The sequence below is a fragment of the Gilliamella sp. Nev6-6 genome (assembly GCF_001690605.1).
Classification (GTDB): domain Bacteria; phylum Pseudomonadota; class Gammaproteobacteria; order Enterobacterales; family Orbaceae; genus Gilliamella; species Gilliamella apicola_C.
In genome coordinates, this window is sequence record NZ_LZHP01000018.1 from 36,480 (window position 1) to 62,897 (window position 26,418).

Below are 26,418 nucleotides of genomic sequence, written 5' to 3' on the forward strand. Positions count from 1 at the left end.
CATGCTAAATAAATTTAAATTAGATCATGAAGATATCGACTTATTTAAAAACAGTATTGGTAATATCAAAAAGATTAAGCAAGATACCGTTATTCATAAACCGATAAAACGCTCACAAAAAACGGTAGAAACAAAAAAATTACAACATGAAAAAGATCATGCTGAATTTTACTTTTCCGATAATTACCAACCATTATTGCAAGAAGATCCTATCCGCTATAGCAGAGAAAATGCTGATCCTTACGAAGTAAAAAAATTGCGCCGTGGATTTTATAATCCAGAATTCTTTTTAGACTTGCACGGGCTTACTCAACAAGAAGCTAAAAAAGAAATTGCAGCCCTTATCGCTGCATGTTTAAGAGAAAGAGCGCATTGTGCGTGTATTATGTATGGTCATGGTAAAAATATATTAAAAAAACAAACACCACTGTGGCTTGCACAACATCCACGTATTATTTGTTTTCATCAAGCCCCCAAAGAGTTTGGTGGTAGTGCTGCATTATTGATTTTATTTGATATTAATGAATTAATAGATATTTAAAATAACATATATCTCATCGATATATTCAAAAATATTCAATCATATTATTTCATAATATTTATTGTTATACGATTCACAACATATAGCTAACAAAGCAATCATTGTTGTCGAACAAAATATTGACGTTGTCACATAAAATATATCGTTGTTACACTCATTTTTGATATCAAAAAATATCCGTATAAAATGGATGACTAAATATTCAACATAATGGAAAAACAAAAAAATCTTATGATAGAGCTAAATAGGTGTAGAGAGGTTAGGAAAAATATTAAAGTGCAATACCCAAAATTATTTAGCAATAAATTAGAAAAGAAAACTAATTTTAATATTGGATTGATTACCACTAAACTGCTATCTGTAAAATAAAAAAGCCAGCTTAATTAAGCTGGCAAACATTGGAAGCAATGTGAGCAATGTCATACTTTCCAGAAGCCTTTCTACGCTCTAACAAAGTACGCACCAATGATAATGATTATCATTATTAAAATCAAGCTTTTTTTTGACTTCTTCTAGTTACATAGCAATAAATTTATTATTCTCTTATTTTATAAATAATAAATTTACATTTGCTCAATACAAAAAAATAAAGCAGAAGCTTTCCCTTCTGCTTTTATAATACGATTTCACGCAATGAATAAATTATTTTAGATTAAGACAATCATCCTTATTATTTTTGATAAATAAACTCAACACCCTCTTCATCGCTTTCGTCCCAACCCTCAAATTCTTCATCATCATCAAAAGCTTCATCCATTACTTGTTGATGATAATCATCCCACATAAACTCCACTTTTTCTGGCGATGATTCTGCCTGCTCGGTTTCACGTGGATGTGCATTAATATATTCCATTAAATTCCAGCATAAAGCCTTTACACCTTCGTGGTTAATTGCAGAAATAGTATAATATTTATCTTGCCAACCAAGTGCCTTAGCAATTTCAGCCGCTCTCTCAGTCCCCTCTTCAGCACCTAATACATCCATTTTATTAAACACTAACCAACGCGGTTTATTAGCTAGTTTTTCACTATACTGATGTAGTTCTTGGATAATGACTTTTGCATTCTCGATCGGATCAGAGCCATCAATTGGTGCGATATCAATTAAATGTACTAACACTCGGCAACGTTCAAGATGCTTTAAGAAACGAATACCAAGCCCTGCTCCATCAGATGCACCTTCTATCAATCCGGGAATGTCAGCAACAACAAAACTCTGTTCGTTATCCATTCTAACCACACCCAAGCTAGGTACTAATGTTGTAAATGGGTAATCCGCTACCTTTGGCTTGGCTGCTGAAACAGCACGAATAAACGTTGATTTACCCGCATTAGGTAAGCCTAACATCCCCACATCAGCAAGTAATAATAACTCTAATAACACATCGCGTTTTTCGCCTGGTGTACCATCCGTTTTTTGCCTTGGCGCACGATTTACTGATGATTTAAAACGTGCATTTCCTAGGCCATGAAAGCCACCTTTAGCAACCAATACTTTTTGTTGGTGATGCGTTAAATCGCCAATAACTTCACCAGTATATTTATCCGTAATTCGCGTTCCTACAGGCACTTTAACCGTGATATCTCGACCTCGTTTACCGGTACAATCAGAACCTTGCCCATTTTGACCACGTTCAGCACGGTAATTTTTTTCAAACTGAAAATCAACAAGTGTATTCAAATTCTCATCAGCGATAAAAAATACATCACCACCATCACCACCATCACCACCGTCAGGGCCACCTTTAGGTATATATTTTTCTCGGCGAAAACCGACACAACCATTTCCACCATCTCCAGCTTCGACTCGAATTGAAGCTTCATCTACAAATTTCATTATTCTTCCCCTTTATTGCGGTTAATTAGCCAGCCTTTTCTTGGATGCCAAATATAATGCCCAATGGTCGCAAACATTGCGCCCGCAACAACAGACACTGCGCCAATATAACCTAAAATATTTAAATATTGCATAGCAAACTTTTCAGGCCAAATTAATGCAAACAGATCTGAAAAGACAAGTGCAAATAATGGCGTTAGGGTTGTTATAGCACTAACTTGTGCCGCTTGCCACCGCTCCATTGCCATCACTAACGCACCATATGCAATGATAGTATTTAAACCACAAAATATAATTGCAAAAAGTTGCATTGCATCAGCATTTGCAATCCTGCTTGGTGAAGTAAATGGCATCAAAAACACGGTACAAATAAGGTAAATTAACCAAAGTAGCTGTTCTGCACGTAATTTACGTAATAACACCTTTTGAGCAAGTGCATAGCAAGCCCATGAGACCGAAGCAAGTAAACCAAGCCAAACCCCTATACCATATGAAGACATATTAGAAAACAGATCTGCAATATTTTTATTAAAAAATAGCCCTAACCCAATTAGTAAGACTAAAATACCAATGATCTGAGTCGGTCTTAGTCGCTCTTTAAAAATTAAAGCGCTTGACACCATAAATATCACAATGCCAGTTTGCCCAACAACTTGGGCTGTTGTGGCTGAAAGGTATTGAACTGCACTAGCAAATAATGCAAAATTACCCAGCAATCCAAATCCAGCAATCATCAATAAAATAAAGCGACGGCGTTTTTTAAACATCATTAAACTAGGAAATTGCTTTTTATAAGCCAACCAAATGGTAATCCCAAGCGCTGAAATAGCTAACCTAGACCAGGCTAATGTCAAGGGATCAACAACCACTAGTGCATATTTCATTACAACTGGCACAATGCCCCACATCACCGCAGTTAACATGGCAAGTGCAAAACCTAATTTAACATTTTGCTGTTTTATCATATCGCTATCGATTTTATATGCGTTTAAAGAAAAGAAAAAAGCCCCACAATAACTGTGAGGCTTTTATAACTTTTGACCCGCTGTTAAGTTAGCTATTTGCAACTACACTAACATAACGACGGTTTTTAGGTCCTTTAACTTCAAATTTTACTTGCCCATCAATTAAGGCAAATAGAGTATGATCGCGACCACAACCTACATTGGTACCTGGGTGAAATTGAGTTCCACGTTGACGAACTAAAATATTACCAGCAAGAACTTCTTGACTACCATAACGTTTAACACCTAAACGTTTACTTTGGGAATCACGACCATTACGTGATGAACCACCAGCCTTCTTATGTGCCATTGTGCGATACTCCTATTAAGCGATTGCAGTGATCTTCACATCAGTGAACCACTGACGGTGACCTTGTTGTTTACGATAGTGTTTACGACGACGGAATTTAACAATTTTCACTTTGTCACCACGACCGTGCTCAACAATTTCTGCTTTAATTGTTGCACCTTCAACAAACGGAGCACCAACTTTGATGTCTTCACCATTTGCTACCATTAAAACTTTATCGAAAACAACTTCTGAGCCTGTTTCGACTTCAATTTTTTCCAAGCGAACGACTTGACCTTCGCTAACTCGGTGTTGCTTACCACCACTTTGGAAAACTGCGTACATACTTAACTCCGCAATAAAAAGCAGACGATTACTTGATTAAACATATATGTCTGCATTGATTAATCTTATAGGGCGTGAATTTTACGCAAAATTTATGCTTGTTGCAAGCGCTGTTTACCAAAAGATCGCAAAAAGTGACAAAAAAGATCAGCGATACACTTTTTTCAAGCTACAATAATCATAAATTACTAGTTACCCAAAACAAATTATAAAATAATGATGAGTGCTTATATACCGAAAAGAAAAATTAGCCACACCGCATCAATTATTAACCGTTTAACGCTATTACTGTTTTTTTTAGGGATGATTGCTTTAGTCGCATTATCGTTTTCAATTCAAGTAGCTAACGATGCCAAAGGTGGCGCATATATGGTAAATCAATTGGGGCTACTGAGAATGAAAAACTACCAATTGCTTACTATGATTCCACTGAACGAAAAAGACTATGACCGTTTAAACATATTTAGTGATATTTCTTCATCACAACCGCATTTAATGCTTTTAAAACGTTATGACTTAATGAATGAATTTAATCAATTACAACTTGATTGGAATACTCACATTGCCACTAAAATACAGCAAGCAAAAAAATTGAATGAGATAAAAACTGAAATTGAAAACTATGTAACTCGTATCAACCATTTGGTGCATAAGATTGATCAAAAAACCGAAAGTAAAATTTATTATATTTCTCAATTACAACAATTATTTATTGCCATTATTGTCTGTTTTTTAATTGTTCAAATTTATTACTTGCGTTATTACCTGCTTGCACCATGGCAAAAGCTACTAGATATGGCGGAAGCTATTACAAATCACAATTTTAAAGAACGTTTTAATATTAGAACCCCAAAAAATGAGTTTGATCTATTAGGGCTGGCTTTTAATCGGATGTCAGAGCAGATCGAATCACAATATTTATTGCTAGGACAACAAGTTGCTGAAAAAACAGCCAAGTTACAACAAACCAATAAAATCGTTTCATTTCAATACCAAGCAACAAAACAACTACATACTTCAGAGCCATTATGTGCCCGTTTTTTAAAAATCCTACGTCAATTAGAAGAGTTAGTGCCATTAACTCACTTTCAAATTCGCTTTTATGAATCTGATGATCCTGAGTATTATCAACAAGCCAGTTACGATAACGAGCAAAAATTACCTTATTGCCAAAATCCTAAATGCAATGCATGTTTAATCTCGTCCAAGCATGGTTCCGAAAAAAACCTCCAACGCCATTGGTATCTTCAAGAAAACGGAGAAAAATATGGGATATTATTTGCTTTGCAACCAACGAAATTAATATTAACCGATGAGCAAGAAAGCTTAATTATGGGGCTCATTGAGCAAATGACTACAGCAATGAAACTAGAGAGAAAAATAGAGCAACAAAAACAATATTTATTAATGAAAGAACGCTCTGCTATGGCAAGAGAACTGCATGATTCGATAGCACAATCACTTTCTTGTTTAAAAATACACCTTAGTTGCTTACAAATGCAATCAGATCTCACATCGCAAAGCAGTATTGATTTATTAGCAACCATGCGTAAAGAAATCAATCTTACCTATTCACAATTAAGAGAACTCATTACCTCTTTCCGTTTACGTCTCAATCGCACAGGCTTTTATGCAAGTTTAATCGAACTCATTGAAGAGTTTAACCAGAAATTACAATTCAATATTCAATTTGAATACCAATTACCACTTAATATTATTAATAGTAAATATGCATTTCATTTATTACAGATTATTCGAGAAGGGCTAAATAATATATACAAACATGCAAAAGCCACACAAGTCGCTGTCAATTTAAAAATGGATGATGATCAAATTGTTTCTGTTTGTATTGAAGATAATGGTATTGGTTTACAAAACAATATTAAACAGGATAATCGTTATGGACTAATTATTATGCGTGATAGAGTTGAAATACTAAATGGCAATTTATCAATAAAGAGCAAACCTCATGTAGGAACACAAATTGTGGTAGCATTTAAAGCAAACAAAACCATTCCATTAAAAAAAATAGATGAGTAAAAAATGGAACAAATAAATAGTTCAATTCTTCTTATTGATGATCACCCAATGTTAAGAAATGGCGTGAAACAATTAATAAACACAGTAAACCATTTTGAAATTGTGGGAGAAGCTGGCTCAGGTATCGAAGGGGTTAAATTAGCCCAAGAGCTCGATCCTGATATTATTCTGCTCGATATCAATATGCAAGATGTCAATGGGCTAGAAATATTGCGCTATTTACGGGAGAAAAACATCGCAAGTCGCATTATTATGTTCACCGTATCGGACGCAAAAGAAGATATTATCACGGCACTAAAAACAGGTGCTGATGGGTATTTATTAAAAGATATGGAACCAGAAGATTTTCTAAAATCACTCAAAGAAATCTCGCTTGGAAAGTTAATTATGGATGATGCTATTTCACATATTATCCTCAATTATATGCGTCATGGTGAAGAACAGCTTACTAATCAAACTCACGATGTGAGCCTATTGACACCAAGAGAAAATGAAATTTTTAATTTATTAGTTCAAGGCCTGCCGAATAAATTAATTGCAAAAGAGCTAGGTATCGTAGAAAGTACTGTAAAAGTACACATCAAAAGCATATTCAAAAAACTTAATTTTAAATCACGAATGGAAATGACCGTATGGTATCTACAAAGTAAGGAATAATCTTATCCATTGAAAAATAAAAATAGATAAATCGTTATGCGTTATCTTTGTTTAATAGGGTAAAACGATTTATAACATAAAAACTTCCTGTTCGGCGAATTAGTAAATAACATTATTCATTTAACAAAATAACAAACATCACAAAAATCAAACAAAGCATTGAAAACTAGAAACATATGATAACTTAGAATAGAATTGTGCAAACAAAAATAGCTGCTATTTATAGCCATATACACAAAATCTACAATAGGAATGTTTGAAATGCCAATATTGATTAATGCTTATTCTACAGTCACTCACCCACCAGCCATTGATTTCCCTTGTGAACGTTTATGTCATCGTGGATTAGATGATCCTGAATTGATGAAACACCTTGATGGTTTTATCGGTTATGTCATGCAGGCAGGCGATGGGCAGATGAATTCACGTCGTTATGCTTTGTATCGGCATATCCAGCGAGTTAAACACCAATGGACCTTTGAGATTGAAGAAGATAATTTCAATGAATTTACCACTTGGGGGTGGCAGGTAAATGCCATTATATTTATGCCAGATGGAACGATTCGAAATCCTGATGGCGATGTCTTACAAGCTCCTGATGGTGATATTGATTTAGATGCAGTTATGCCTTACCCACCAGAAGCATTAAAGCGCAAAGCAAAAACGGAACAGTATTTAGCTAAATTAGGATTACATACACCGACACATTTACCACCGGTTATTGCTGAATCAGAAGTCATACTTAGAACACCTGAAGAAGTCGCTACACGTGCTTTAGCGATAATGTTAACAGGTATTCAAGCCGAAAGTTTTCGAGAAAATGATCCGATTAATCCGATGGAATTTAAAGAACGTTGCCCAACGGGGTTTGCGGCTTTATCAAATAATGAACGTGACTTTATCTATAGCGAGCAACCAACAGAGCAAGATGTAATAGATATGTCTTGGAAATACGAAGCATTATTACCTTTACAATGGGCAATCAAGTGGCAATCTGAGCTTCCTTTTGCTGATACCATCTGTAATGTTTCATCGTTAGTTGACGAAGGAATGCAACACTGTGAGCAAGATAGCTCTACTGTAACCTTAAGACCAGTTAGTGAATTGTTAGATGCTTTAGATTTACATTACCGCTTACATTGGATAACCACAGATTGTCAAATGAAAGATAAGCAACCACCCGCCTCGATGATAAGTGACGTTATTCAAGAGCGCCATTATGCATTAAATTGGTTAACTTGCTTTGAAAATGCGGATTGGGATGATATCGATACACCGACCTGATATTTTGTTTTATTATTTAGCAGGCACCATGCCTGTATTAAATTAGTAGATACTTTATTCATTGGCTAATGATTCATCTCATTAGCCATTTTTTAAAGTGAATAACTGAACCTTTTATAAGTGGTGAAAAAATACAGTCGTAGCATTGCGCACAACTAAAACTGATCTATCTATTTTCATTAATGTTCAGAAAACCAACTCAGTTTTTCACGTAATGCAACAACAGGGCCAATAATAATTAAACTCGGACTGCAAGCTTGTAATGATAGTTGCGTTAAATGACATAACAAACCCGATATAACTTTTTGCTTCGTTGTTGTACCTTCTTCAACAATGGCAACCGGCGTATTAGCATCCATACCCTGCTTAATTAACTGTTTTTCGATGTTTGCAGCTTGAGACAATCCCATATAAAAAACAAGTGTTTGTTTTTCGGCTGCTAAACTTTGCCAATCAAGGTGGCTACCATCTTTCAAATGCCCTGTAATTAACCGTACACTATGCGCGTAACTTCGATGCGTTAATGGAATGCCACTATAAGCAGAACACCCCGACGCTGCCGTAATGCCTGGTACAACCGAAAAAGGAATATCAGCGTCAAATAATGTTTCTAACTCTTCACCACCTCGACCAAAAATAAACGGATCGCCACCTTTTAAACGCACGACACGTTTACCTTTTTTAGCTTGTTCTAAAAGAATTTGATTGATTTGTTCTTGAGGTACACAATGAAACCCAGCTCGTTTACCAACAAAAATACGTTTAGCATCTCGGCGTGCAAGATTCATAATTTCACCTGAAACTAACCTATCATAGACAATAATATCTGCCTGCTGGATCTGTTGTAATCCTTTTAAAGTCAATAACCCAGCATCACCAGGACCCGCTCCGACTAACACAACCTCACCTCGAGAATCAAGCGAGGCATCAAATAACTCATTAGTGAGCTTTTCAACACGCTCAGAATCATTATTTGCAATTGCTTGAGCCAACCTGTCATGAGAAAACAACCTTTCCCAAAAACGACGGCGCTCAGTGATTGTTTGATAGGTTTTTTTAACTTTATTGCGCAAATAACCTGAATATTTAGCCAGTTTTCCTAAATGTTCGGGCAAAATAGATTCTAATTTCTCACGCAATAATCTAGCCAAAACAGGAGCATGCCCCTCTGAAGACACGGCTACCATAATAGGCGAGCGATCGATAATTGAAGGCATAATAAAACTAGCCTCCTTAGGAGAATCAACCACATTACAAAAAACACACCGTTTTTCAGCCTCAAGGCTCACTTTTTGGTTAATATCTTGGCAATCTGTGGCAGCAATAACCAGCCACTTATTATCAAGTAATTGTGCATTAAATTCCCCTTGAACTAGGGTAAGTTGCTGTTGTTCATGCCAACACATAAATTGCTCATTAAACGATTGAGAATTAACCGTAAGACGTGCGCCCGCTTCAAGTAATAGTCGCGCTTTACGTTCAGCAACTTCACCACCACCGACTAACAAACAATCACGGTTTTCTAACTTACAAAATAAGGGGAAATAATCCATAACACCTCAAAATAAAACATCTTTTTAACAATTTACTGATAATCAATCTAACAATAGCACTCTATGCATTATTCTGTGTTTAATTACCTTGCTATTTTGTATGACTTGTAACAATCAACGCCAAACGCAATGCTAATTAAATATTCTTTATTGAAAGAGGGGAAATTCGCTATATCGCCCCTCCGATTTAAGCTAATGAGTTGAATAACCAAATTTTTATTCAGCAGTAATTAAGGTCGCTCAGCTCTAGGCGTTGAATACCAGTATCCGAGCCCCATAAATAACGCACCAGAAACAATATTTCCTAATGATACCCATAATAGATTATGACCAATTCCAGTTAGCGTGTAAGCATCACTATGGTTACCAAACCAAGAAAGCGAAAAAAGCGTCATATTGGCGATTGAGTGCTCATAACCACAAGCGATAAATGCTAACAAGCACCACCAAATTGCAATAAATTTTGCAGACCCTTCAACACGATTAGCCATCCAAATTGCTAAACAAACTAGCCAGTTACATAACACACCTCTAAAAAATAATGGGCAAGCCGCAGCCGATGTTTTTGCTAAAGCTGCGGTATGCACAAGGCTAGTATCGGTAGATAATAAAGGCGTTGCAGCATAAAAATACAGTGCCGCAACAAAAATTGAACCGATTAAATTCCCCAGCCATGTTTGTGGCAATACTAACCACATCTGCGTGTGTGTAATTTGTTTGCATTTCACCCCAAGCGTTAAAAGCATGGTATGCCCAGTAAATAATTCTGATCCAGCAATTACCACTAACGTTAATGCGATCCCAAATGTCGCCCCCATAACTAAAGGTCTTATTGAAGGTTCAACCAGATTACCCAAAGTAAAAATTAAAATAATACCAAAACCTACATAAGCGCCCGCCATGGCTGAACTTACCCAAAATCCCAATGGATTGTTTTTTGCCAAGCGAACAATACGCGCTGCATTAGCAGCACATTTATTGATTGTCTCTGTATACATATTTTTACCCTCTTAAAAAGATATTTAATTTGATTTAACCTGCACAGTACCATCATCATTAACATTCACTTGATAATAGGCGATAGAATATTGTTCATCATCCAAACAATAACCGTCTTTTAAACGAAAACGCTGTTTTTTTAGTGGGCTGGCAACATATAGCTCATTTTCATGCTGTCCAATAATGCCTCGCGATAACACACTGGCCTTAGCAAAAGGATCGATATTACTAATCGCATAAAGATCGGCATTATTATATGGCCGAAAAATAGCAACGTGATCATGACCAACAAGCGCACAAACTCCAGTGCCTGGCAAAATATCATCAAGCTTACAAACCGTTATCCATTGACTCATACTATTTCCCCTAACATTATTTTACGTTCTTCTGCTGTAGCAGGTCGATGCTGATCGCGCTCCGCTACAATTTGCACATTTTCATCACGCTGATTACTATTAATAAAGTGAGAAAATCGAACTTGATTTTCAGGATTCTCAACCGTCTTTTTCCACTCACACACCATTAATTTACGTAAGCGCGCCATTTCGCTTTCTAGTTCAGCATTAATACCTAACTTATCGTCAACAATGACACTACGCAAATAATCAATACCCCCGTCTAGATTTTCAAGCCAGACGGATGTACGTTGTAACTTATCAGCGGTACGAATATAGAACATAAGAAAACGGTCAATGTATTGAATTAGCGTATTTTTATCTAGATCAGCCGCAAGTAAATCAGCATGACGAGGCTTCATACCACCATTACCACAAACGTAAAGATTCCACCCTTTCTCTGTGGCAATCACACCAATATCTTTACCTTGGGCTTCGGCACATTCACGCGTACAACCTGATACACCTAACTTAAATTTATGCGGTGCCCGAATACCTTTATAGCGGTTTTCTAACTCAACCCCAAAACCCACACTATCACCCACACCATATCGGCACCATGTGCTACCAACACAAGTTTTTGCCATTCTTAATGCTTTAGCATACGCATAACCACTTTCAAAACCGGCATCAATAAGCTCCTTCCAAATAGCTGGAAGATCATCTTTTTGCGCACCAAATAAGCCAATACGTTGTGAACCAGTAATTTTAGAATAGAGGTGATATTTTTTAGCTATTTGACCAACAGCAATTAACCCTTCTGGCGTAATTTCACCACCCGCGCTACGCGGAATCACCGAATAAGTACCATTTTTTTGAATATTTCCCAAGAAAATATCATTACTATCTTGCAAAGGGATCAAATCATCTTTAAGAATATAATCATTCCAACTTGATGCTAATAACGATCCAACGGTGGGTTTACAAACCTCACAACCATAGCCATGACCATGTTTTTTAATCACTTGATCAAATGACGTTAAACCCTCAACACGAATCAAATGGTATAACTCCTGACGAGAATATTTAAAGTGCTCACATAATGCGTGACTAACCTCGATCCCTTGTTTAGCTAATTCCATATTAAGGATTTGGGTCACTAAGGGAATACACCCCCCACACCCAGTGCCCGCTTTCGTTTCGGCTTTTATTGCTGCAACGGTATGGCAACCCGCATTAATTGCATTAACAATTTTTTCTTTCGTTACATCAAAACAAGAACAAATTTGAGCAGAATCAGGAAGCGCTTCAACGCCCATCGTAGGTTTTGCTCCTGCATGAGCAGGCAATATCAAAGTATCTGGGTGCTCGGGCAGATCCATATCATTAAGCATTAATTGTAATAAATTACTATAGTCTGAAGTATCACCAACAAGCACTGCGCCCAATAACTTGTTATTATCTTGAGAGACAACTAATTTTTTATAAACAGGAACAGTTTCATCTAAATAAACATAGCTACGGCTACCGATTGTTTTCGCTTTAGCATCACCAATACTGCCAACATCTACCCCCATTAATTTTAATTTAGCACTCATATCTGCGCCTTCAAATGGGGTTTGCTCACCCATTAAATGCGCCAAGGCAACCTGCGCCATTTTATATCCTGGTGCAACTAAACCAAATACTCTGCCTTGCCAACAAGCACATTCACCAATAGCGTAAATATCAGGATCAGAAGTTTGGCAATAGTCATTAACCACAATTCCACCACGTTGGCCAATTTCAAGCTGACATGCTTTGGCAAGCTGATCATTCGGGCGAATACCTGTTGAGAAAACAATAAAATCAATTTCAAGTGATGTGCCATCAGCAAATTGCATAATTTTACCCGATGGTGTGTGAATAATTTCTTGGGTATTTTTGCTAGTGTGAACGCTAACGCCCATACTTTCAATTTTTCGGCGTAACTGCTCGCCTCCCATTACATCAAGTTGCTCTGCCATTAATACTGGTGCGAATTCAACAACATGTGTTTGTATTCCCAAGTTTTTTAATGCACCAGCTGCTTCAAGCCCCAATAAGCCACCACCAACAACAGCCCCCGTTTTACAGTGACTAGCACATTCAGCAATAGCATCAAGGTCTTCAATGGTTCGGTAAACAAAACAATTTAAACCATTAGCGCCTTTAATCGGTGGAACCCATGCATAAGATCCTGTTGCAATGATCAATTTATCATAGCTAACAATTCGCCCCGTCTGTGAATGAACTTCTTTACGCTGACGATTGATTAAAATAGCGCGTTCATTAAGTAATATGTTAATGCCATTTTCTTCATATAGCCCCTCACGAACTAAAGAAAGTGCTTCGGCAGTATGACCGGAAAAATAAGAGGAAAGATGAACACGATCATAAGCAAGGCGAGGCTCCTCACAAAAAATAGTAATATTAAATTGATTAGGCGACATTTTATCAATTAACTCTTCAACAAAACGATGCCCAACCATCCCATTACCAATGATAACGAGGTTGGTTTTACTCATACAACAACTCCAAATTTATTTTAATTTAATCATTTAATTTTTATTTTGTTCACATTGTATGAAACTTTGTACAGAATATAACTACCCTCAAGGATTACTACTTTAGTGGTAAAGATAAGGCTATTTTAAAAAAAGTTTATTTGAAAATAAGCAACAATGACAATTAGTTATAAAACAATATCGACTCAACTGCCATAACCAACCCATAAAAAACCGTTAAAAAAGTTGCCAATTATAATTAACTTTATATAATTAGCCGACTAAATAAATTGAGTAATGATAATTGAATTACAATTCAAGAAAACTTCCTTCACGCGAAACTTTAGCAAAAGCGCAAAGATTTACTGATGAAATCATTGAGGTTTCTGGTGTCGATCTTGTCCTTAGTTTAATCACTACCGCCGATTTAATTCGTTCAAATATTTATGCGCAACTGGCAAAAGATTATGATGTATCTGAAGGAAAATTTGCGTTGTTAATGTCCTTGTATAGTGAAGGGGAAACTTGTGCTAGCGAGCTCGCATTAAGAGTCGGCGTTACACCGGCAACCGTTTCGGTAATGGTAAAACGAATGTTAGCTACCCAAGATCCTTTAATATCAATGACGAAAAGTGGACAAGATGGCCGCTCCCGACTCATCACGCTCACCACGACGGGAGTGAATCTTATTCAAAAAGCACTACCTGATCACTTAAAATCGATTCGCGCTTTTGCTCAAGTCTTAAATCCACAAGAGCAAGAATCTTTAATTGCAATGTTGCGCAAATTATTGCGGAAATAATTGCTAGTATTTATTAATAATCGTAATATTTTAACCATATACTTAGCTGACTAAATAAATGAAAAATAAATTAAACTTCAATAACTTACCTAAAAACATTAAAATCCCTGTTATCTTTTTATTGCTACTTCTTTTTGGCTCAATACTAATTTGTCTTGGTTCCAGAAACGATGCTGTCACTGTGGCAAAAAGTATCAAATCAGGGGTATTAACTGCTGATGAAATCAATATTGCATTTCAAAATGTTGGTGGAAAGGTCATAAAACGATTTGTTCAAGAATCACAATTCGTAAAAAAAGGCGATCCTTTAATGCAACTTGAAGATATTGATACCCAACTATCTATTGATCGCTTACAAGCATTGGTCGATAGCCAAACCGCTGCGGTCAATCAAGAACAAGCAGCAATCGAAATCACTGAAAACGAAATCAATCTTAATGAACTATCAACATGGCGCAAAATAGAAGAAGTCAAAGCAGGCTTAGAGGCAGCAAAATCAGCTCGAGATTTGGCTAATACTGAATTTCAACGCCATACTCAATTAAGAAAAGCCGGTGGATCTTCACAATCGCAACTCGACGCAGCACGCAATGCCTACATCAACACAAAAATGCAAGTTGTCCAGATTGAAAGTCAATTGTCAACATTAATGATTGGCGCAACCCCTGAACAAATGACGCAATTTGAACAAACCCGAAATGCGACCGGTATGACATTGCAATCAATCACAATTGCTAAACAAAAATTGCAAAATCGTCAAAATCAACTTGCTCAGATCCGAGCTCAATTAGCACAAGCTGAAACCGATTTAAAACAGCTCAAAGTCAATTACAACCGCCTTACATTGGTTGCACCAGAGGATGGCAAAGTACTAAAGCTGATGTTTGAAGATGGTGAAATGGTGCCGGCTGGTGCGCCTGCGGTATTGTTAGAAACTGATCGCAAATATGTTGATATTTATGTTAACGAAAAAATGGTTAATGATTATCAGCCAGGTACTCAGGTAAAAGCGAATGTTATTGCACTCGACAAAACAGTAAAAGGCACCGTACGTTTTGCAACCGCGGCGCCTTCGTTTGCTGATTTACGCATGACTCGCGAACGCGGCCAAGCCGATTTAACATCTTACCAAGTCAGAATTTATATAGAATCCATTCCTAAATTATTAACTGGAATGACACTTGAGGTTAATCAATGATGCAAAACATCATTAAATCTATGCTTGAAGAGCTTGATGCGATGCTATCAGGCCACTTCATCCCTTATTATAAAGTGTGTTTGGGCTTAGCCGCTATCGTGTCGCTTATCTTTTCAATTGTATTGAGCCATGGCTCTGTTTTTGAAGGAAAAATTGCGGTTATTGATTTAGATAGTTCGAATTATTCCACTGAACTAATCAGCAAAGTGAATACCTCGCCTTTTATTGAAATATCTGAGGTCATTCACTCACCAATAAATCCAATTACCTTAGTTTCACACGATCGTAATTTAGGGGTGCTATATATCCCTAAAGGGCTGGAAAAGTCATTAAAGAAAGGTGATCAAACGGTTAAATTAGGTTACTTTGTTGATGATACGAATGATGCACAAAACGCTAAAGTCATGCAAAGTCTTAACGAAATCATTCCTGAGCTAGGGGTAGAATTAAGCGTTGGTAAAGTTGCTGCATTAGGGCAAGGAAGAGAAGCAACCGAAGCTACTTTATCACCAATGCAATTAAAAACACGCTACATGTTTAACCCGGCGAGCTCATCAACAATATCGACGATTATCTATTTTGTCTACTTCTTCTCGTCGCTGACTTATGGACTAACATCGTTAATGATTATCGGCCGCTTAAAAAGCACAGGAATGTGGAATACCGTTATCGAGCGTGGATTTTTACCATTATTGGCGCGAACCGTGCCTTATGCCCTATTTTACACCACCGCGCTAACGTTAATTACCACAATATTGGTCATTTTTGGACAACTGCGCTTTGATGGTAACTATTTTGCATTCGTACCTAGCGTATTTATGACAGGACTTGCGTTTGGTTGGTTAGGATTTTTACTTTCTTGGAACACCAGCCATCCTGGTGAAGGAGCAAGCCGGATGATATTTTTAGTGCCACCGGGATTCATCATGGGCGGCTCAACCATGGCGGTCGGGATTATGCCTATTTGGGCCTATTATGCCAGTCATGCCTTTCCGTTAGTTTGGTTATTCCGATTTTTCCGTGACTGCGCTATGCGTGGGCGCTCGTTTATTGATATGCTTTCAACCTATGGGATCTTTATCATCTATTTAACGGTTATTGCTTTTGTTGTGATGATGTTTGTTGAGAGAATGAAAAAAACAGCTCAAGAGTAATTTTGTATAGAATATGCAGGTATGTTCTACCACTAAAAATGGTTTACATATACCTGTTATCTTTACACTTATTACTAAATTTACATTTTATATTTAAACTGGTTTCTTACAAATACCCGTTTATTTATCCTAAAAATTTGTTAAAGATTCGGCGAATAAAATCATCTGGATAAAGTGGTAAATTATCGTAAGGTTGAGGATTATTTTCATCCTCAATATCACTTGTTGTAAACTTGATATTTTCCTTATTATCCAAATAGTTATTTCAAAATTTATTACCAATAATATCGAATAATATGATTGGTTTCTATACTATCAGAATTAAGTTCGTGAATAAAAAGCAAGCAATACAGATTAATTTAATAATCAATTGTAAAATTTGTGATCATAATCACATCGCTAAACGAAATTTGATTATGGACAATTTTGTTAAAGATCTTCTCTTGCTAATGATTATTTTTAATATAATTGCATAATTAACAGCATTATTATTATTTTCATATTACTAATTACATTCTAATATCCTTTCGTTTCGCTTCAAATAAAAAGGTTTTTTTACTTTTTTTTATTAAATTATTTTTGTGACCCACCTAACATTTTCATTCTCTTCCTTATGATTAAATTTTATAAAATAGCGTAATAAAAAGAATGGTCTATCATGAGCCAAGAAATAATCAATACATTACAACGCAGAGAAAAGATCATACATTTGCTTGAGAAAGAAAATACCGTATTAGTAAATAATTTGAGTAAACTGTTCAAAGTTTCAACCGTCACCATCCGTAATGATTTGCGATACTTAGAAAAAAAAGGATGCGCGTTTCGTTCATATGGTGGGGCAATGATCAATAAAGCTTTTGTGCTTGATAAACCACTACTTGATAAAAGTCGTATCAATTCAGACATAAAAAATAAAATTGCCCAAAAAGCCACTAAGCTGGTCAATAACGGCGATCATATTATTCTTGATTCAGGATCGACTACCGCGGCCATGGTTCCATATTTACTCCAAAAGAAAAATCTTATTGTATTTACAAATGCCATTAACATAGCTTATGAATTATCAAAGAATACTGAAATTGAGGTCATTGTTGCTGGCGGAAATATTAGAAAAAAAGCGTATTCCATTTCAGGGTCAACCGTTGAACAACAATTGAAGATGTATCACTTTGATAAGCTCTTTTTAGGTGTAGATGGTTTTGATCTAAACGCAGGGATCACCACTCCCAATTTTGGCGAAGCTTCAATTAATCGAATAATGTGCCAAGTATCTGAGCAGACTATTGCTATCACCGATTCTACAAAATTTGGTCGTAAAAGTTTCTGTATGATAGAAAAAATTAATCTTATTAATACGTTAATCACTGATTCAAATATAAAACAAGATTATTTAAATCAATTAGATGAATTAGGTATTAACGTCATTATTGCTCATTCATAAAGATTATTGTCTTAACAATACAATTATTTAATAAAAAGGGAATATATTATGCAAAAATATTTAAATTATTCATTAGACTGGTTAGAACAACGTAATGCACAACATACGGCTAAAGAAATTTATCAACAACCACAGATTTGGCGTGAAGTGCTTAAATTAGTTACGCAAAAACAAGCTGAATTACAACAATTTCTACAACCATTACTTAATGATCCTGATTTAGATATCATTTTGACAGGAGCAGGATCATCGGCTTTTGGTGGTGTGGCTCTTGCTCCTTGGCTTCGAGAACGTATTCATCGCAATGTTTTTGCCTATGGCACAACTGAAATTGTGGCAACACCGTTACAATATTTTCGTACAAATAAAAAAAACTTGTTGGTATCGTTCGCTCGTTCAGGGAATAGTCCTGAAAGCGTTGCGGCGGTTAAACTTGCCGATCAATTAGTTCCAGATTGTTATCATCTATTTTTGACCTGCAACCCAAATAGCACGTTAACCGAGTATGCCTCTAAAGCCAATAATAAAAGCCGTATTTTTGAATTAATTATGCCTAAAGGTACAAATGATTTAGGTTTTGCCATGACATCAAGTATTAGCAGTATGATGCTAGCAACGTTATTAATTTTCGGCAATTTTGATGAGAAAAAAGCCCATGATGCGGTAACCAAAATCGCAAATATTAGTGAAGAAAAATTAACAAGTTGGCAAACACTTACCAAGCAATTAGCCACAAAATCACATCGCCGTGTTGTTTACGTTGGCAGCGGTTGTTTTACTGGTATCTCTCAAGAATCAGCATTAAAGATCTTAGAACTCACCGCAGGTAAAATAGCCAGTCGATTTGATTCAATATTAGGATTACGTCACGGACCTAAATTTATGGTGGATAAGCAAAGTTTAATTGTTTGCTTTTTTTCTAACAATGCGTATATACATAAATATGACACCGATCTATTTGATGAGCTTGTTAATGATCATATTGCCTCCGATGTATTAGCACTAAGTGGTCAAGAATATAATAACCAGAATATATTATCAGTTGACTGCGATCTTGATGATTGCTGGCTTATGTTCCCTTACCTTATTTTTGCCCAAATGCTTGCTTTTGAGAAATCATTAAGCTGTGGATTAACTCCAGATAACCCTTGTCCAACAGGAGAAGTCAATAGAGTGGTAAAAGGTGTGACTATTTACCCTTTTAATAAAGTTTAAATAGATAGTTATTCAAAATTAATAAACTCAAAAAGGAGCAATGAATATGAGTACACCCAATATTCTTATGACACGTATTGATAATCGTTTAGTTCATGGTCAAGTTGGCGTAACTTGGGTTAATGCGCTTGGAGCTAATTTATTATTAGTCGCCAATGACAATGCAGCACAAGATCCTGTACAACAAAATTTAATGGATATGGTTATTTCTGAAGGAATTCAAACTCGTTATTTTACCCTTGAAAAAACCATTAATGTTATTGGCAGAGCCGCTACTCACCAAAAAATTTTCATTGTATGTAAAACACCACAAGATGTTTTAACTTTAGTAAAAGGTGGTGTACCAATTAAATTTGTCAATGTAGGCAATATGCATTTTTCAGAAGGTAAAAAGCAAATACATAAAACCGTATCCGTTGATGACAGTGATATTGCGGCGTTTAAAGAACTTAATCAATTAGGTGTCACTTGTGAAATGCGTCGCGTACCTGACGAAGTCGGCGAAAAAATCACAGATTTACTCAATTTATCTTAATGAGGGATGTGGTATGTTAATGGATGCATTATTGATTGGCATTCTGGCAGGTATAGCCGGAGTGGATCTATTTGATGGACTCACTCACCTGCACAGGCCGGTGGTAATTGGCCCTTTAGTTGGACTAATTTTAGGTGATGTAAAAACAGGGTTGTTTGTTGGTGGTTCACTAGAACTTGTATGGATGGGAATGGTGCCTTTAGCTGGTGCTCAACCACCAAATGTAGTTATTGGAGGAATAATTGGCACAACATTTGCCATTTTAACTCACGCTGATCCTAAAATTGCTATTGGTATTGCTGTGCCTTTTGCCATCGCAGTACAAGGCTGTATCACTATTTTATTTACGATCTATTCACCTATGATGCATAAGTGCGATCGTTTTATTGATCAGCTCAATTTCAGAGGTATTGAATGGATTAACTATTTGGGTATGGTTATTTTATTTTGTTTTTATTTTATTGTTGCATTTTTACCTATTTATTTGGGGGCGGATACAGCAACGGCGCTAGTAAAAAAATCACCTCAATGGTTGCTTGATGGACTTAGTGTTGCTGGTGGTATGATGCCTGCTATTGGCTTTGCCATGTTAATGAAAATCATGATTAAGAAAACTTATGTTGCTTATTTTATTCTTGGTTTTCTTGGTGTTACTTACCTTAAACTCCCAATTTTAGCTATTGCATTGGGCGCATTAGCTATCGCGATGATCAATTTCTTTAATTATAACCGAGATAACAGCGACAAAGATAAACCAACAAGTTCAGTGGATTCAATGGAGGTGGAAGATGGGATTTAATGATGATGAGACTAAAATGGCAGCAAAAGCTGAACAACGAATGGAACAAGCATTAGCCACCAGTAAAACAACAGCCGATACTTATTATGACCAAAGTCAAGATGTCACTTTAACTAAAAGTGATATTAATCGTATGGCATTTCGATCACTTGCACTACAGGCTTCATTCAACTATGAACGAATGCAAGCTGGCGGTTGGCTTTTTACTATTTTACCAGCCTTATGTAAGATTCATAAAAACAAGGATGATTTGAAAAACTCTATGCACATGCATATGGAATTTATCAACCTACACCCTTTTGATGCGACCTTTTTATCCGGCTTAGTGTTAGCGATGGAAAGAGGAAAGGAAAATATTTCAACGATCCGAAGTGTTAAGGTTGCTTTAATGGGGCCATTAGGCGGCATTGGTGATGCATTATTTTGGTTAACTTTATTACCAATATGTGCAGGTATTGGCGCATCATTAGCTCTCGATGGCAGTTTGTTTGGTCCTATTATCTTTTTATTGTTATTTAATATTTCCCACTTCGGTTTACGTTTTGGACTGGCTCATTACGGTTATCGTGCAGGTACCAGCGCATTACCTTTATTAAAAACCCATACAAAGCGGATTTCACATGCGGCATCCATTGTCGGAATGACTGTCATTGGCGCGCTAATTGCCTCGTATGTACATTTAACAACGCCACTAGAAATCCATATAGGTCAAACACACATCGCTTTACAAGCTGATGTTTTTGATAAATTAATGCCTAACTTATTACCACTAGGATTTACGCTCATTGTTTATTTCTTGATGCGACGTAATTTTTCCCCAGTTAAATTAATTGGTTTAACCGTTGTAATTGGCGTTTTGGGCAAATTAGTAGGCTTTTTATAGAGGAAACATAATGGTCGGAGTAATTTTAACAGGCCACGGTAGCTTTGCTACTGGCCTTTACCAAGCGGCAACCCAAATTGTGGGCGCACAAGCACAATTTGATGCGATTGATTTTCCTGATGGTATGAGTAGTGGATCATTTGAACAACAATTAGTCACATTATTAGAACAGTGTAATAAAGGTGACGGTGTTATTTTTTTGACGGATATCGTTGGAGGTACACCGTTTAAAGTCTCTGCAATGCTAAGTTTTCAATTTAAGCATATTGAAGTAATTAGTGGCATTAATATGCCACTTTTACTTGAAATTTTATTACAACGAGATGTATTAGATATACAAACTTTGCGTTTAGAAACCATCAAAAACGCTAAAAATAGTATCAGTAGTCTATGGCATGAACAGCAAAAAAAGTCATCTATCAATAAGGAGTTTGCCGATGGGATCTAAAACAATTTATGCCAAACAACTATTAACTTCAATAGGCTGGATAGAAAATGCGGTCATCCGCATTGAAGGTGATAAAATTAGTGATATTGATGTAAGTGATAAGCCATGCTCAACCGATATTAAAGTATTGCCTGCGCTCATTGATACCCATATCCATGGGGTCATGGGCGCAGATACCATGGATGCAACGCACAACTCATTAAATACAATGAGCTGTTTTTTAGCTAAACATGGTGTTGGTGCCTTTTTAGCAACAACTGTAACTGAAAGCCATGAAAAAATTGAAGCCGCATTAATACAAGTTAAAAACAGTATAAAACAAGGAGTAGATGGCGCAACCTTATTAGGCTCATATTTAGAAGGTCCCTTTTTTACAGCGACCCACAAAGGAGCTCATCCAGAGGAGTTATTACACAACCCCGAACTTACATTAATAAAAAAATGGTTAAAACTATCAGAAGGAACCTTAAAAAGCATTGCTTTAGCGCCAGAATATCCTGAGTCACTATCAATAATTCAATGGCTATGCGCCCAAAAAGTTCGTGTTATGCTTGGGCATACTAATGCGGACTATCAAACAACTAAATTGGCACTCTTAGCAGGGGCTAGTGGTATAGTTCATTGTTATAACGGTATGTCTGGATTAAATCATCGCCAACCGGGTGTTGTCGGTGCGGCTTTGTCCATGAATAATTGCCAAACAGAAATAATCGTAGATGGATATCATGTTCATCCCGCCGCGGTAGCTATCGCCCACCATTGTTGTGGTGAAAATCTATTGCTTATCACTGACGCAATGCGAGCAACAGGAATGCCTAATGGTGATTACCATTTAGGAAAATTATTAGTACATAAGCATGATAATGTAGTGCAAACCGAAGCTGGTGGTTTATCAGGTAGTGTTTTAACGTTAGACCGCGCTGTATATAACTTAGCTAAGTTTACTAATATTTGTTTTGAATCGGCTTGGTTACATGGTAGCTATTACCCAGCCAAAGCATTAGGAATGGATCACGAGTTAGGCAGTGTTACCCCAAATAAACGCGCTAACTTGGTATTACTTGATAACGAGAATGATTTAATTGCTACCATTGTTAATGGAAATGTCGTTTACAAATCAAAAAAATTCAAGGAACAATATTTATCAGATAGATAATGATTTTGTGTCATATTAAGTAAAATGGCATAAAATAAATTTTTAAAAATTACTTACTAAATGATGTAATAAGTAATGCAATAAGTAACGTAAAAGGAACACATATGAAAAAAACAATATTAAATGCAATGTTAAGTTTTGCATGTATTTTATCATTTCCAACGTATGCAATAGATAATCATGATGACTACACTTTAGAACAAGTGGTTGTTTTTAGTCGCCATGGTTTACGTGCTCCGTTAGCCAGCCCAACGAGTACTCTTGGTAAAATCACCCCCAATCAATGGCCACAATGGGATACCCCTGCCAGTTATTTAACAATCCGTGGCGGCATATTAGAAAACTATTTTGGTCATTATTTTAGTGAATGGTTAACTGATAATAAACTGTTACCTGCTGACAGCTGTCCTAGCGAAAAAGATGTCTATATTTATACTAATAGCCTACAAAGAACTATTGCCACAGGACAATATTTTACCGTTGGTGCATTTCCTGGCTGTATTTTGCCAATCATACATAAAGAAGAATTAGGTAAAATGGATCCGTTGTTTTTTCCTGTAATTAAAGATGATAGCATTGAATTTAAACAAGCTGCTATTACTTCAATTAATAAGAACGCGGATATAAATGGTATTACTGGTTTAAACAAAAATCTAAAAAGCATATATCAAGATATGGCAAATATAATTGATTACCAAAAATCAAAAAATTGCATTACTGATAAACAATGTGATTTTTTTTCCTCACCAACAGAATTGATAATAGAAAAAGGTAAAGAACCAGGTATCACTGGTCCACTGCGTGTAGGTACATCAATTGCCGATGCCTTTATTTTACAATATTATGAAGGAGCACCGTTAAACAAAGTTGCTTGGGGTAAAATAAAAGACGAACAACAATTTAAACAACTTGTTACAATTAAAGAAAATTATAATACAGTATTATTTGGTTCTCCAGTCATTGCGAAACATGTTGCGGCAAATTTAGTTAATTATATTAATTCGGCTTTTTCTGATAATGATAATAAAGAAACAACCAAATTTACTCTTTTAGTCGGACATGATTCAAACGTTGCTTCGTTATTTTCAGCTATGCAAATCCAGCCTTATCACTTACCGAACCAATTTGAAACAACGCCGATTGGCGGTAAAATTGTATTCCAAAAATGGCGTGATAATCGCAGTGGTGACAAATTGATGAAAATTGAGTATTTTTATCAATCAACTAAACAAATTCGTGATTTATCACCATTAAATCGTAATAATCCACCACAAAAAGTCACGTTGACTATGACAAATTGCCCAACGAATGCAATGGGGTTCTGCTCTTTTTCAACATTTAAACACGTGATGAGTAATATCACTAATTAATTAGTACTATTCATAATAAGCACGTCTTTATTGCTTATTATGAATATAATCAACACATAATAATATTACCTTTATAAATTTATATATTATTTTCTAAGTTTTTTATAAATTATTATTGGTTGATAAATTTTAACCAGCAGTATCAACTACTGGTTATGAATTTATAAAAAGGCTACCTAAATAAAAAAATAATTATTTTAGATTTCATATTATAATTTGCCTTCGCTACCACAAATGCGGATTTTATCTGCGACAATTTTTTTCATCGCGGTTTTTGCTGGTTGCATGTAATGCCTTGGATCGTTGGCATCAGGATGTTGTTTAAAATCTTGTTTTAAAGCATCTGAAAAAGCAATTTTTAACTCTGTTGCTACATTAACTTTACAAATTCCTAATGAAATTGACTGTTTCACCGTCTGCTCAGGTATGCCAGAAGCGCCATGTAAAACCAGTGGAATATCGACTTTATCACGAATTTTTGCTAAACGTTCAAAATCCAGTTTGGGTTCACCTTTATATAAGCCATGAGCAGAACCAATGGCGACCGCTAAAGAATCAATCTTTGTTCTCTCAACATACTCTTTGGCCGCATCGGGATCAGTAAAAGCACTGTCTTTAGCATCAACAATAAGATCGTCTTCTTGCCCGCCTAATCGACCCAATTCTGCTTCAACACTCGCATTGTATTTGTGGCTAAAAGCAACCATTTTGCTAACAATATCAATATTTTCTTCAAATGGATAATGAGTGTAAATAGCCCAAAGTTAGTACACACAACTCACATAGGAAATTGTGATAGTAACAAAATGATTTTTTTATAGTTGCTATGCCCAAGTTTTACATGTTTGAGCAAGATATAGCGCTTTTTTATGGTTTCCTCCTAAAGCGGAGATTTTAATATCAGCTCAGCAACAATTTGTTTAAGCTTACGGTTTTCAGCCTCAAGCTCCTTTAAACGTTTGATGTCTGAAGTTTCCATTCCCTGTATTTTTTCCGCAATTGATAAAAAGTTGAATGGCCTATGCCTGATTTATAGCAAAATTCTTTAACAGAAACGCTGACTTCTGCTTATTTCAAAATGGATACGATTTGATTGTTCAGCCATTTTTTTATGGTTAAATCCTCTTTTATTTTTATCATAGAGAATTTTCTATTTTTGTGGCTGTACTAAAATAGGCGATAGTTACCCTATTTTAGGAGGTAGTTATATATAGCTATATATAGTGGTACTACCATTCTATAAACTTTGATTAACATAGAAACTCAAAATCATTCTTTACATAGGTTTTCATTTATCTGCTTTAAAAAACATTGATATTCAAGCTCAATTTCTTTTTTGGCTTCTTGAGATAAAGTAGCCACATGAAATCGATGTAATGAACTATACAAGGCAAATAATATATTAATTGAGATGGAGGCTTTTTTTTGTTTTATCTTAAAATAAGCATCTAAATACCCTACTTTTTTCAGTGTCTCAACATCTGTAATTCCTACACTACACAATAATCTTTCCAATGACAAAGTCATGTTTGGTAACTCTTTTATTCTTTTTGCCTTAATTTCATTTTTTTCATATTGTTCTTTTTTAGTATAGGTGATCACCATTTTTACCATAGCTAACAATTTATCTTGATCTTTAAATAACTCATCACTAACTTTATAATAATCAAGTAATTTTATTGACATTCCTGTTGTTATGCTCAACGGTTGCATACCTAAATCGATAAAAAATGAGCGGTAATTGGAATGCCCCCTTAAATAAAATTCTTTTCGAGTAATCCAACCAAACATGATATTTTTACTATTAACACTAAATCCGCCAAAAAATGTTTTGAGCGAAATATCTTCAACGTCAGAAAGTTCTGTTAAAATTCGATTAGCAAATGTTGAGCACATAATTAATTCCCATCCAAACTTTATCAAGTAACTGAAATGACTTACTAATTAATCTAATTTATAGCTACTTTATATTCAAATGATTTCTAAATAAATTCATAATTATGCGATC

At 35.7% G+C, this 26,418-nt stretch carries 24 protein-coding genes and 1 pseudogene; 15 read left to right on the forward strand and 10 right to left on the reverse strand.

The features are described from left to right. The first annotated feature begins 1 nt into the window (after window position 1). The gene (gene smrB, locus A9G42_RS02730) at window positions 2-541 is read left to right on the forward strand and encodes an endonuclease SmrB (RefSeq protein WP_065583299.1); all 540 of its coding nucleotides are present in this window, start codon (window positions 2-4) and stop codon (window positions 539-541) included. Between the two features lie 670 nt (window positions 542-1,211). Here the strand turns inward: smrB and cgtA are convergent. From cgtA to rplU, 4 genes are all read right to left on the reverse strand, one after another. Next, a complete protein-coding gene (gene cgtA / locus A9G42_RS02735) occupies window positions 1,212-2,378 on the reverse strand; it encodes an Obg family GTPase CgtA (protein ID WP_065652574.1) in 1,167 nt (388 codons plus the stop codon). Then, window positions 2,378-3,343: a DMT family transporter gene (locus A9G42_RS02740; RefSeq protein ID WP_065652575.1), complete on the reverse strand. Its 966-nt coding sequence runs from the start codon at window positions 3,341-3,343 to the stop codon at window positions 2,378-2,380. The genes cgtA and A9G42_RS02740 overlap by 1 nt, the downstream gene beginning before the upstream one ends. A gap of 88 nt (window positions 3,344-3,431) precedes the next feature. Then, the gene (gene rpmA / locus A9G42_RS02745) at window positions 3,432-3,692 is read right to left on the reverse strand and encodes a 50S ribosomal protein L27 (RefSeq protein ID WP_034915250.1); all 261 of its coding nucleotides are present in this window, start codon (window positions 3,690-3,692) and stop codon (window positions 3,432-3,434) included. 15 nt (window positions 3,693-3,707) lie between these two features. After that, window positions 3,708-4,016, reverse strand: coding sequence for a 50S ribosomal protein L21 (rplU, locus tag A9G42_RS02750; protein WP_034948580.1), 309 nt, complete (start codon window positions 4,014-4,016; stop codon window positions 3,708-3,710). A 219-nt stretch (window positions 4,017-4,235) separates the two neighbouring features. Between rplU and narX the strand changes: the two genes are divergently transcribed. The 3 genes from narX (at window position 4,236) to A9G42_RS02765 (ending at window position 7,997) form a co-directional block, all read left to right on the forward strand. Continuing rightward, window positions 4,236-6,056, forward strand: a complete 1,821-nt coding sequence (gene narX, locus A9G42_RS02755) for a nitrate/nitrite two-component system sensor histidine kinase NarX (RefSeq protein ID WP_179854589.1) — start codon at window positions 4,236-4,238, stop codon at window positions 6,054-6,056. A 3-nt stretch (window positions 6,057-6,059) separates the two neighbouring features. Beyond that, window positions 6,060-6,713, forward strand: coding sequence for a two-component system response regulator NarL (gene narL, locus A9G42_RS02760; RefSeq protein WP_065568421.1), 654 nt, complete (start codon window positions 6,060-6,062; stop codon window positions 6,711-6,713). A 261-nt stretch (window positions 6,714-6,974) separates the two neighbouring features. Continuing rightward, window positions 6,975-7,997, forward strand: coding sequence for a DUF4272 domain-containing protein (locus tag A9G42_RS02765; RefSeq protein ID WP_065652577.1), 1,023 nt, complete (start codon window positions 6,975-6,977; stop codon window positions 7,995-7,997). 179 nt (window positions 7,998-8,176) lie between these two features. Here the strand turns inward: A9G42_RS02765 and cysG are convergent, their stop codons facing one another. The 4 genes from cysG to nirB all read right to left on the reverse strand — a co-directional run bounded on the left by cysG (window position 8,177) and on the right by nirB (window position 13,430). Continuing rightward, window positions 8,177-9,550, reverse strand: coding sequence for a siroheme synthase CysG (cysG, locus tag A9G42_RS02770; RefSeq protein WP_065652578.1), 1,374 nt, complete (start codon window positions 9,548-9,550; stop codon window positions 8,177-8,179). A gap of 230 nt (window positions 9,551-9,780) precedes the next feature. Beyond that, the gene (nirC, locus tag A9G42_RS02775; protein ID WP_065652579.1) at window positions 9,781-10,548 is read right to left on the reverse strand and encodes a nitrite transporter NirC; all 768 of its coding nucleotides are present in this window, start codon (window positions 10,546-10,548) and stop codon (window positions 9,781-9,783) included. A 24-nt stretch (window positions 10,549-10,572) separates the two neighbouring features. Further along, window positions 10,573-10,905, reverse strand: coding sequence for a nitrite reductase small subunit NirD (gene nirD, locus A9G42_RS02780; protein WP_065568425.1), 333 nt, complete (start codon window positions 10,903-10,905; stop codon window positions 10,573-10,575). Then, a complete protein-coding gene (nirB, locus tag A9G42_RS02785) occupies window positions 10,902-13,430 on the reverse strand; it encodes a nitrite reductase large subunit NirB (RefSeq protein WP_065652580.1) in 2,529 nt (842 codons plus the stop codon). Before nirB ends, nirD begins: the two co-directional genes overlap by 4 nt. Window positions 13,431-13,713: 283 nt before the next feature. Here nirB and A9G42_RS02790 point away from each other — a divergent pair, with 283 nt between their 5' ends. The 11 genes from A9G42_RS02790 to agp all read left to right on the forward strand — a co-directional run bounded on the left by A9G42_RS02790 (window position 13,714) and on the right by agp (window position 24,410). Further along, window positions 13,714-14,211 (forward strand): MarR family winged helix-turn-helix transcriptional regulator, encoded by a 498-nt coding sequence (locus A9G42_RS02790; RefSeq protein ID WP_065652581.1) that lies wholly within the window; start codon window positions 13,714-13,716, stop codon window positions 14,209-14,211. A 58-nt stretch (window positions 14,212-14,269) separates the two neighbouring features. Further along, window positions 14,270-15,409 (forward strand): HlyD family secretion protein, encoded by a 1,140-nt coding sequence (locus A9G42_RS02795; protein ID WP_065652582.1) that lies wholly within the window; start codon window positions 14,270-14,272, stop codon window positions 15,407-15,409. Further along, the gene (locus A9G42_RS02800; protein WP_218837745.1) at window positions 15,406-16,563 is read left to right on the forward strand and encodes an ABC transporter permease; all 1,158 of its coding nucleotides are present in this window, start codon (window positions 15,406-15,408) and stop codon (window positions 16,561-16,563) included. Before A9G42_RS02795 ends, A9G42_RS02800 begins: the two co-directional genes overlap by 4 nt. A 658-nt stretch (window positions 16,564-17,221) precedes the next feature. Then, complete coding sequence (agaR, locus tag A9G42_RS02805; RefSeq protein WP_065652583.1) at window positions 17,222-18,004, forward strand: transcriptional repressor AgaR; 783 nt, start codon at window positions 17,222-17,224, stop codon at window positions 18,002-18,004. A gap of 48 nt (window positions 18,005-18,052) precedes the next feature. Next, window positions 18,053-19,219 (forward strand): SIS domain-containing protein, encoded by a 1,167-nt coding sequence (locus A9G42_RS02810; RefSeq protein ID WP_065652584.1) that lies wholly within the window; start codon window positions 18,053-18,055, stop codon window positions 19,217-19,219. A gap of 46 nt (window positions 19,220-19,265) precedes the next feature. Next, complete coding sequence (agaV, locus tag A9G42_RS02815; protein ID WP_065652585.1) at window positions 19,266-19,754, forward strand: PTS N-acetylgalactosamine transporter subunit IIB; 489 nt, start codon at window positions 19,266-19,268, stop codon at window positions 19,752-19,754. A gap of 13 nt (window positions 19,755-19,767) precedes the next feature. Continuing rightward, on the forward strand, window positions 19,768-20,553 hold the full coding sequence (gene agaW / locus A9G42_RS02820) for a PTS N-acetylgalactosamine transporter subunit IIC (RefSeq protein WP_065652586.1): 786 nt from the start codon (window positions 19,768-19,770) through the stop codon (window positions 20,551-20,553). Beyond that, window positions 20,543-21,436 carry a PTS system mannose/fructose/sorbose family transporter subunit IID gene (locus A9G42_RS02825; protein ID WP_065652587.1) on the forward strand — a complete coding sequence of 298 codons (894 nt, stop codon included), beginning with the start codon at window positions 20,543-20,545 and terminating at the stop codon, window positions 21,434-21,436. Before agaW ends, A9G42_RS02825 begins: the two co-directional genes overlap by 11 nt. A gap of 10 nt (window positions 21,437-21,446) precedes the next feature. Beyond that, complete coding sequence (agaF, locus tag A9G42_RS02830) at window positions 21,447-21,884, forward strand: PTS galactosamine/N-acetylgalactosamine transporter subunit IIA (RefSeq protein WP_065652588.1); 438 nt, start codon at window positions 21,447-21,449, stop codon at window positions 21,882-21,884. Further along, on the forward strand, window positions 21,874-23,040 hold the full coding sequence (gene nagA, locus A9G42_RS02835; protein ID WP_065652589.1) for an N-acetylglucosamine-6-phosphate deacetylase: 1,167 nt from the start codon (window positions 21,874-21,876) through the stop codon (window positions 23,038-23,040). The genes agaF and nagA overlap by 11 nt, the downstream gene beginning before the upstream one ends. Before the next feature lie 104 nt (window positions 23,041-23,144). Next, the gene (agp, locus tag A9G42_RS02840) at window positions 23,145-24,410 is read left to right on the forward strand and encodes a bifunctional glucose-1-phosphatase/inositol phosphatase (RefSeq protein ID WP_082211785.1); all 1,266 of its coding nucleotides are present in this window, start codon (window positions 23,145-23,147) and stop codon (window positions 24,408-24,410) included. 209 nt (window positions 24,411-24,619) lie between these two features. Here agp and A9G42_RS02845 read toward each other — a convergent pair. After that, a pseudogene (locus A9G42_RS02845) lies at window positions 24,620-25,159 on the reverse strand (ketose-bisphosphate aldolase); the annotation flags it as partial. 520 nt (window positions 25,160-25,679) lie between these two features. Then, a complete protein-coding gene (locus A9G42_RS02855) occupies window positions 25,680-26,306 on the reverse strand; it encodes a TfoX/Sxy family DNA transformation protein (RefSeq protein WP_065567133.1) in 627 nt (208 codons plus the stop codon). Window positions 26,307-26,418 lie beyond the last annotated feature (112 nt).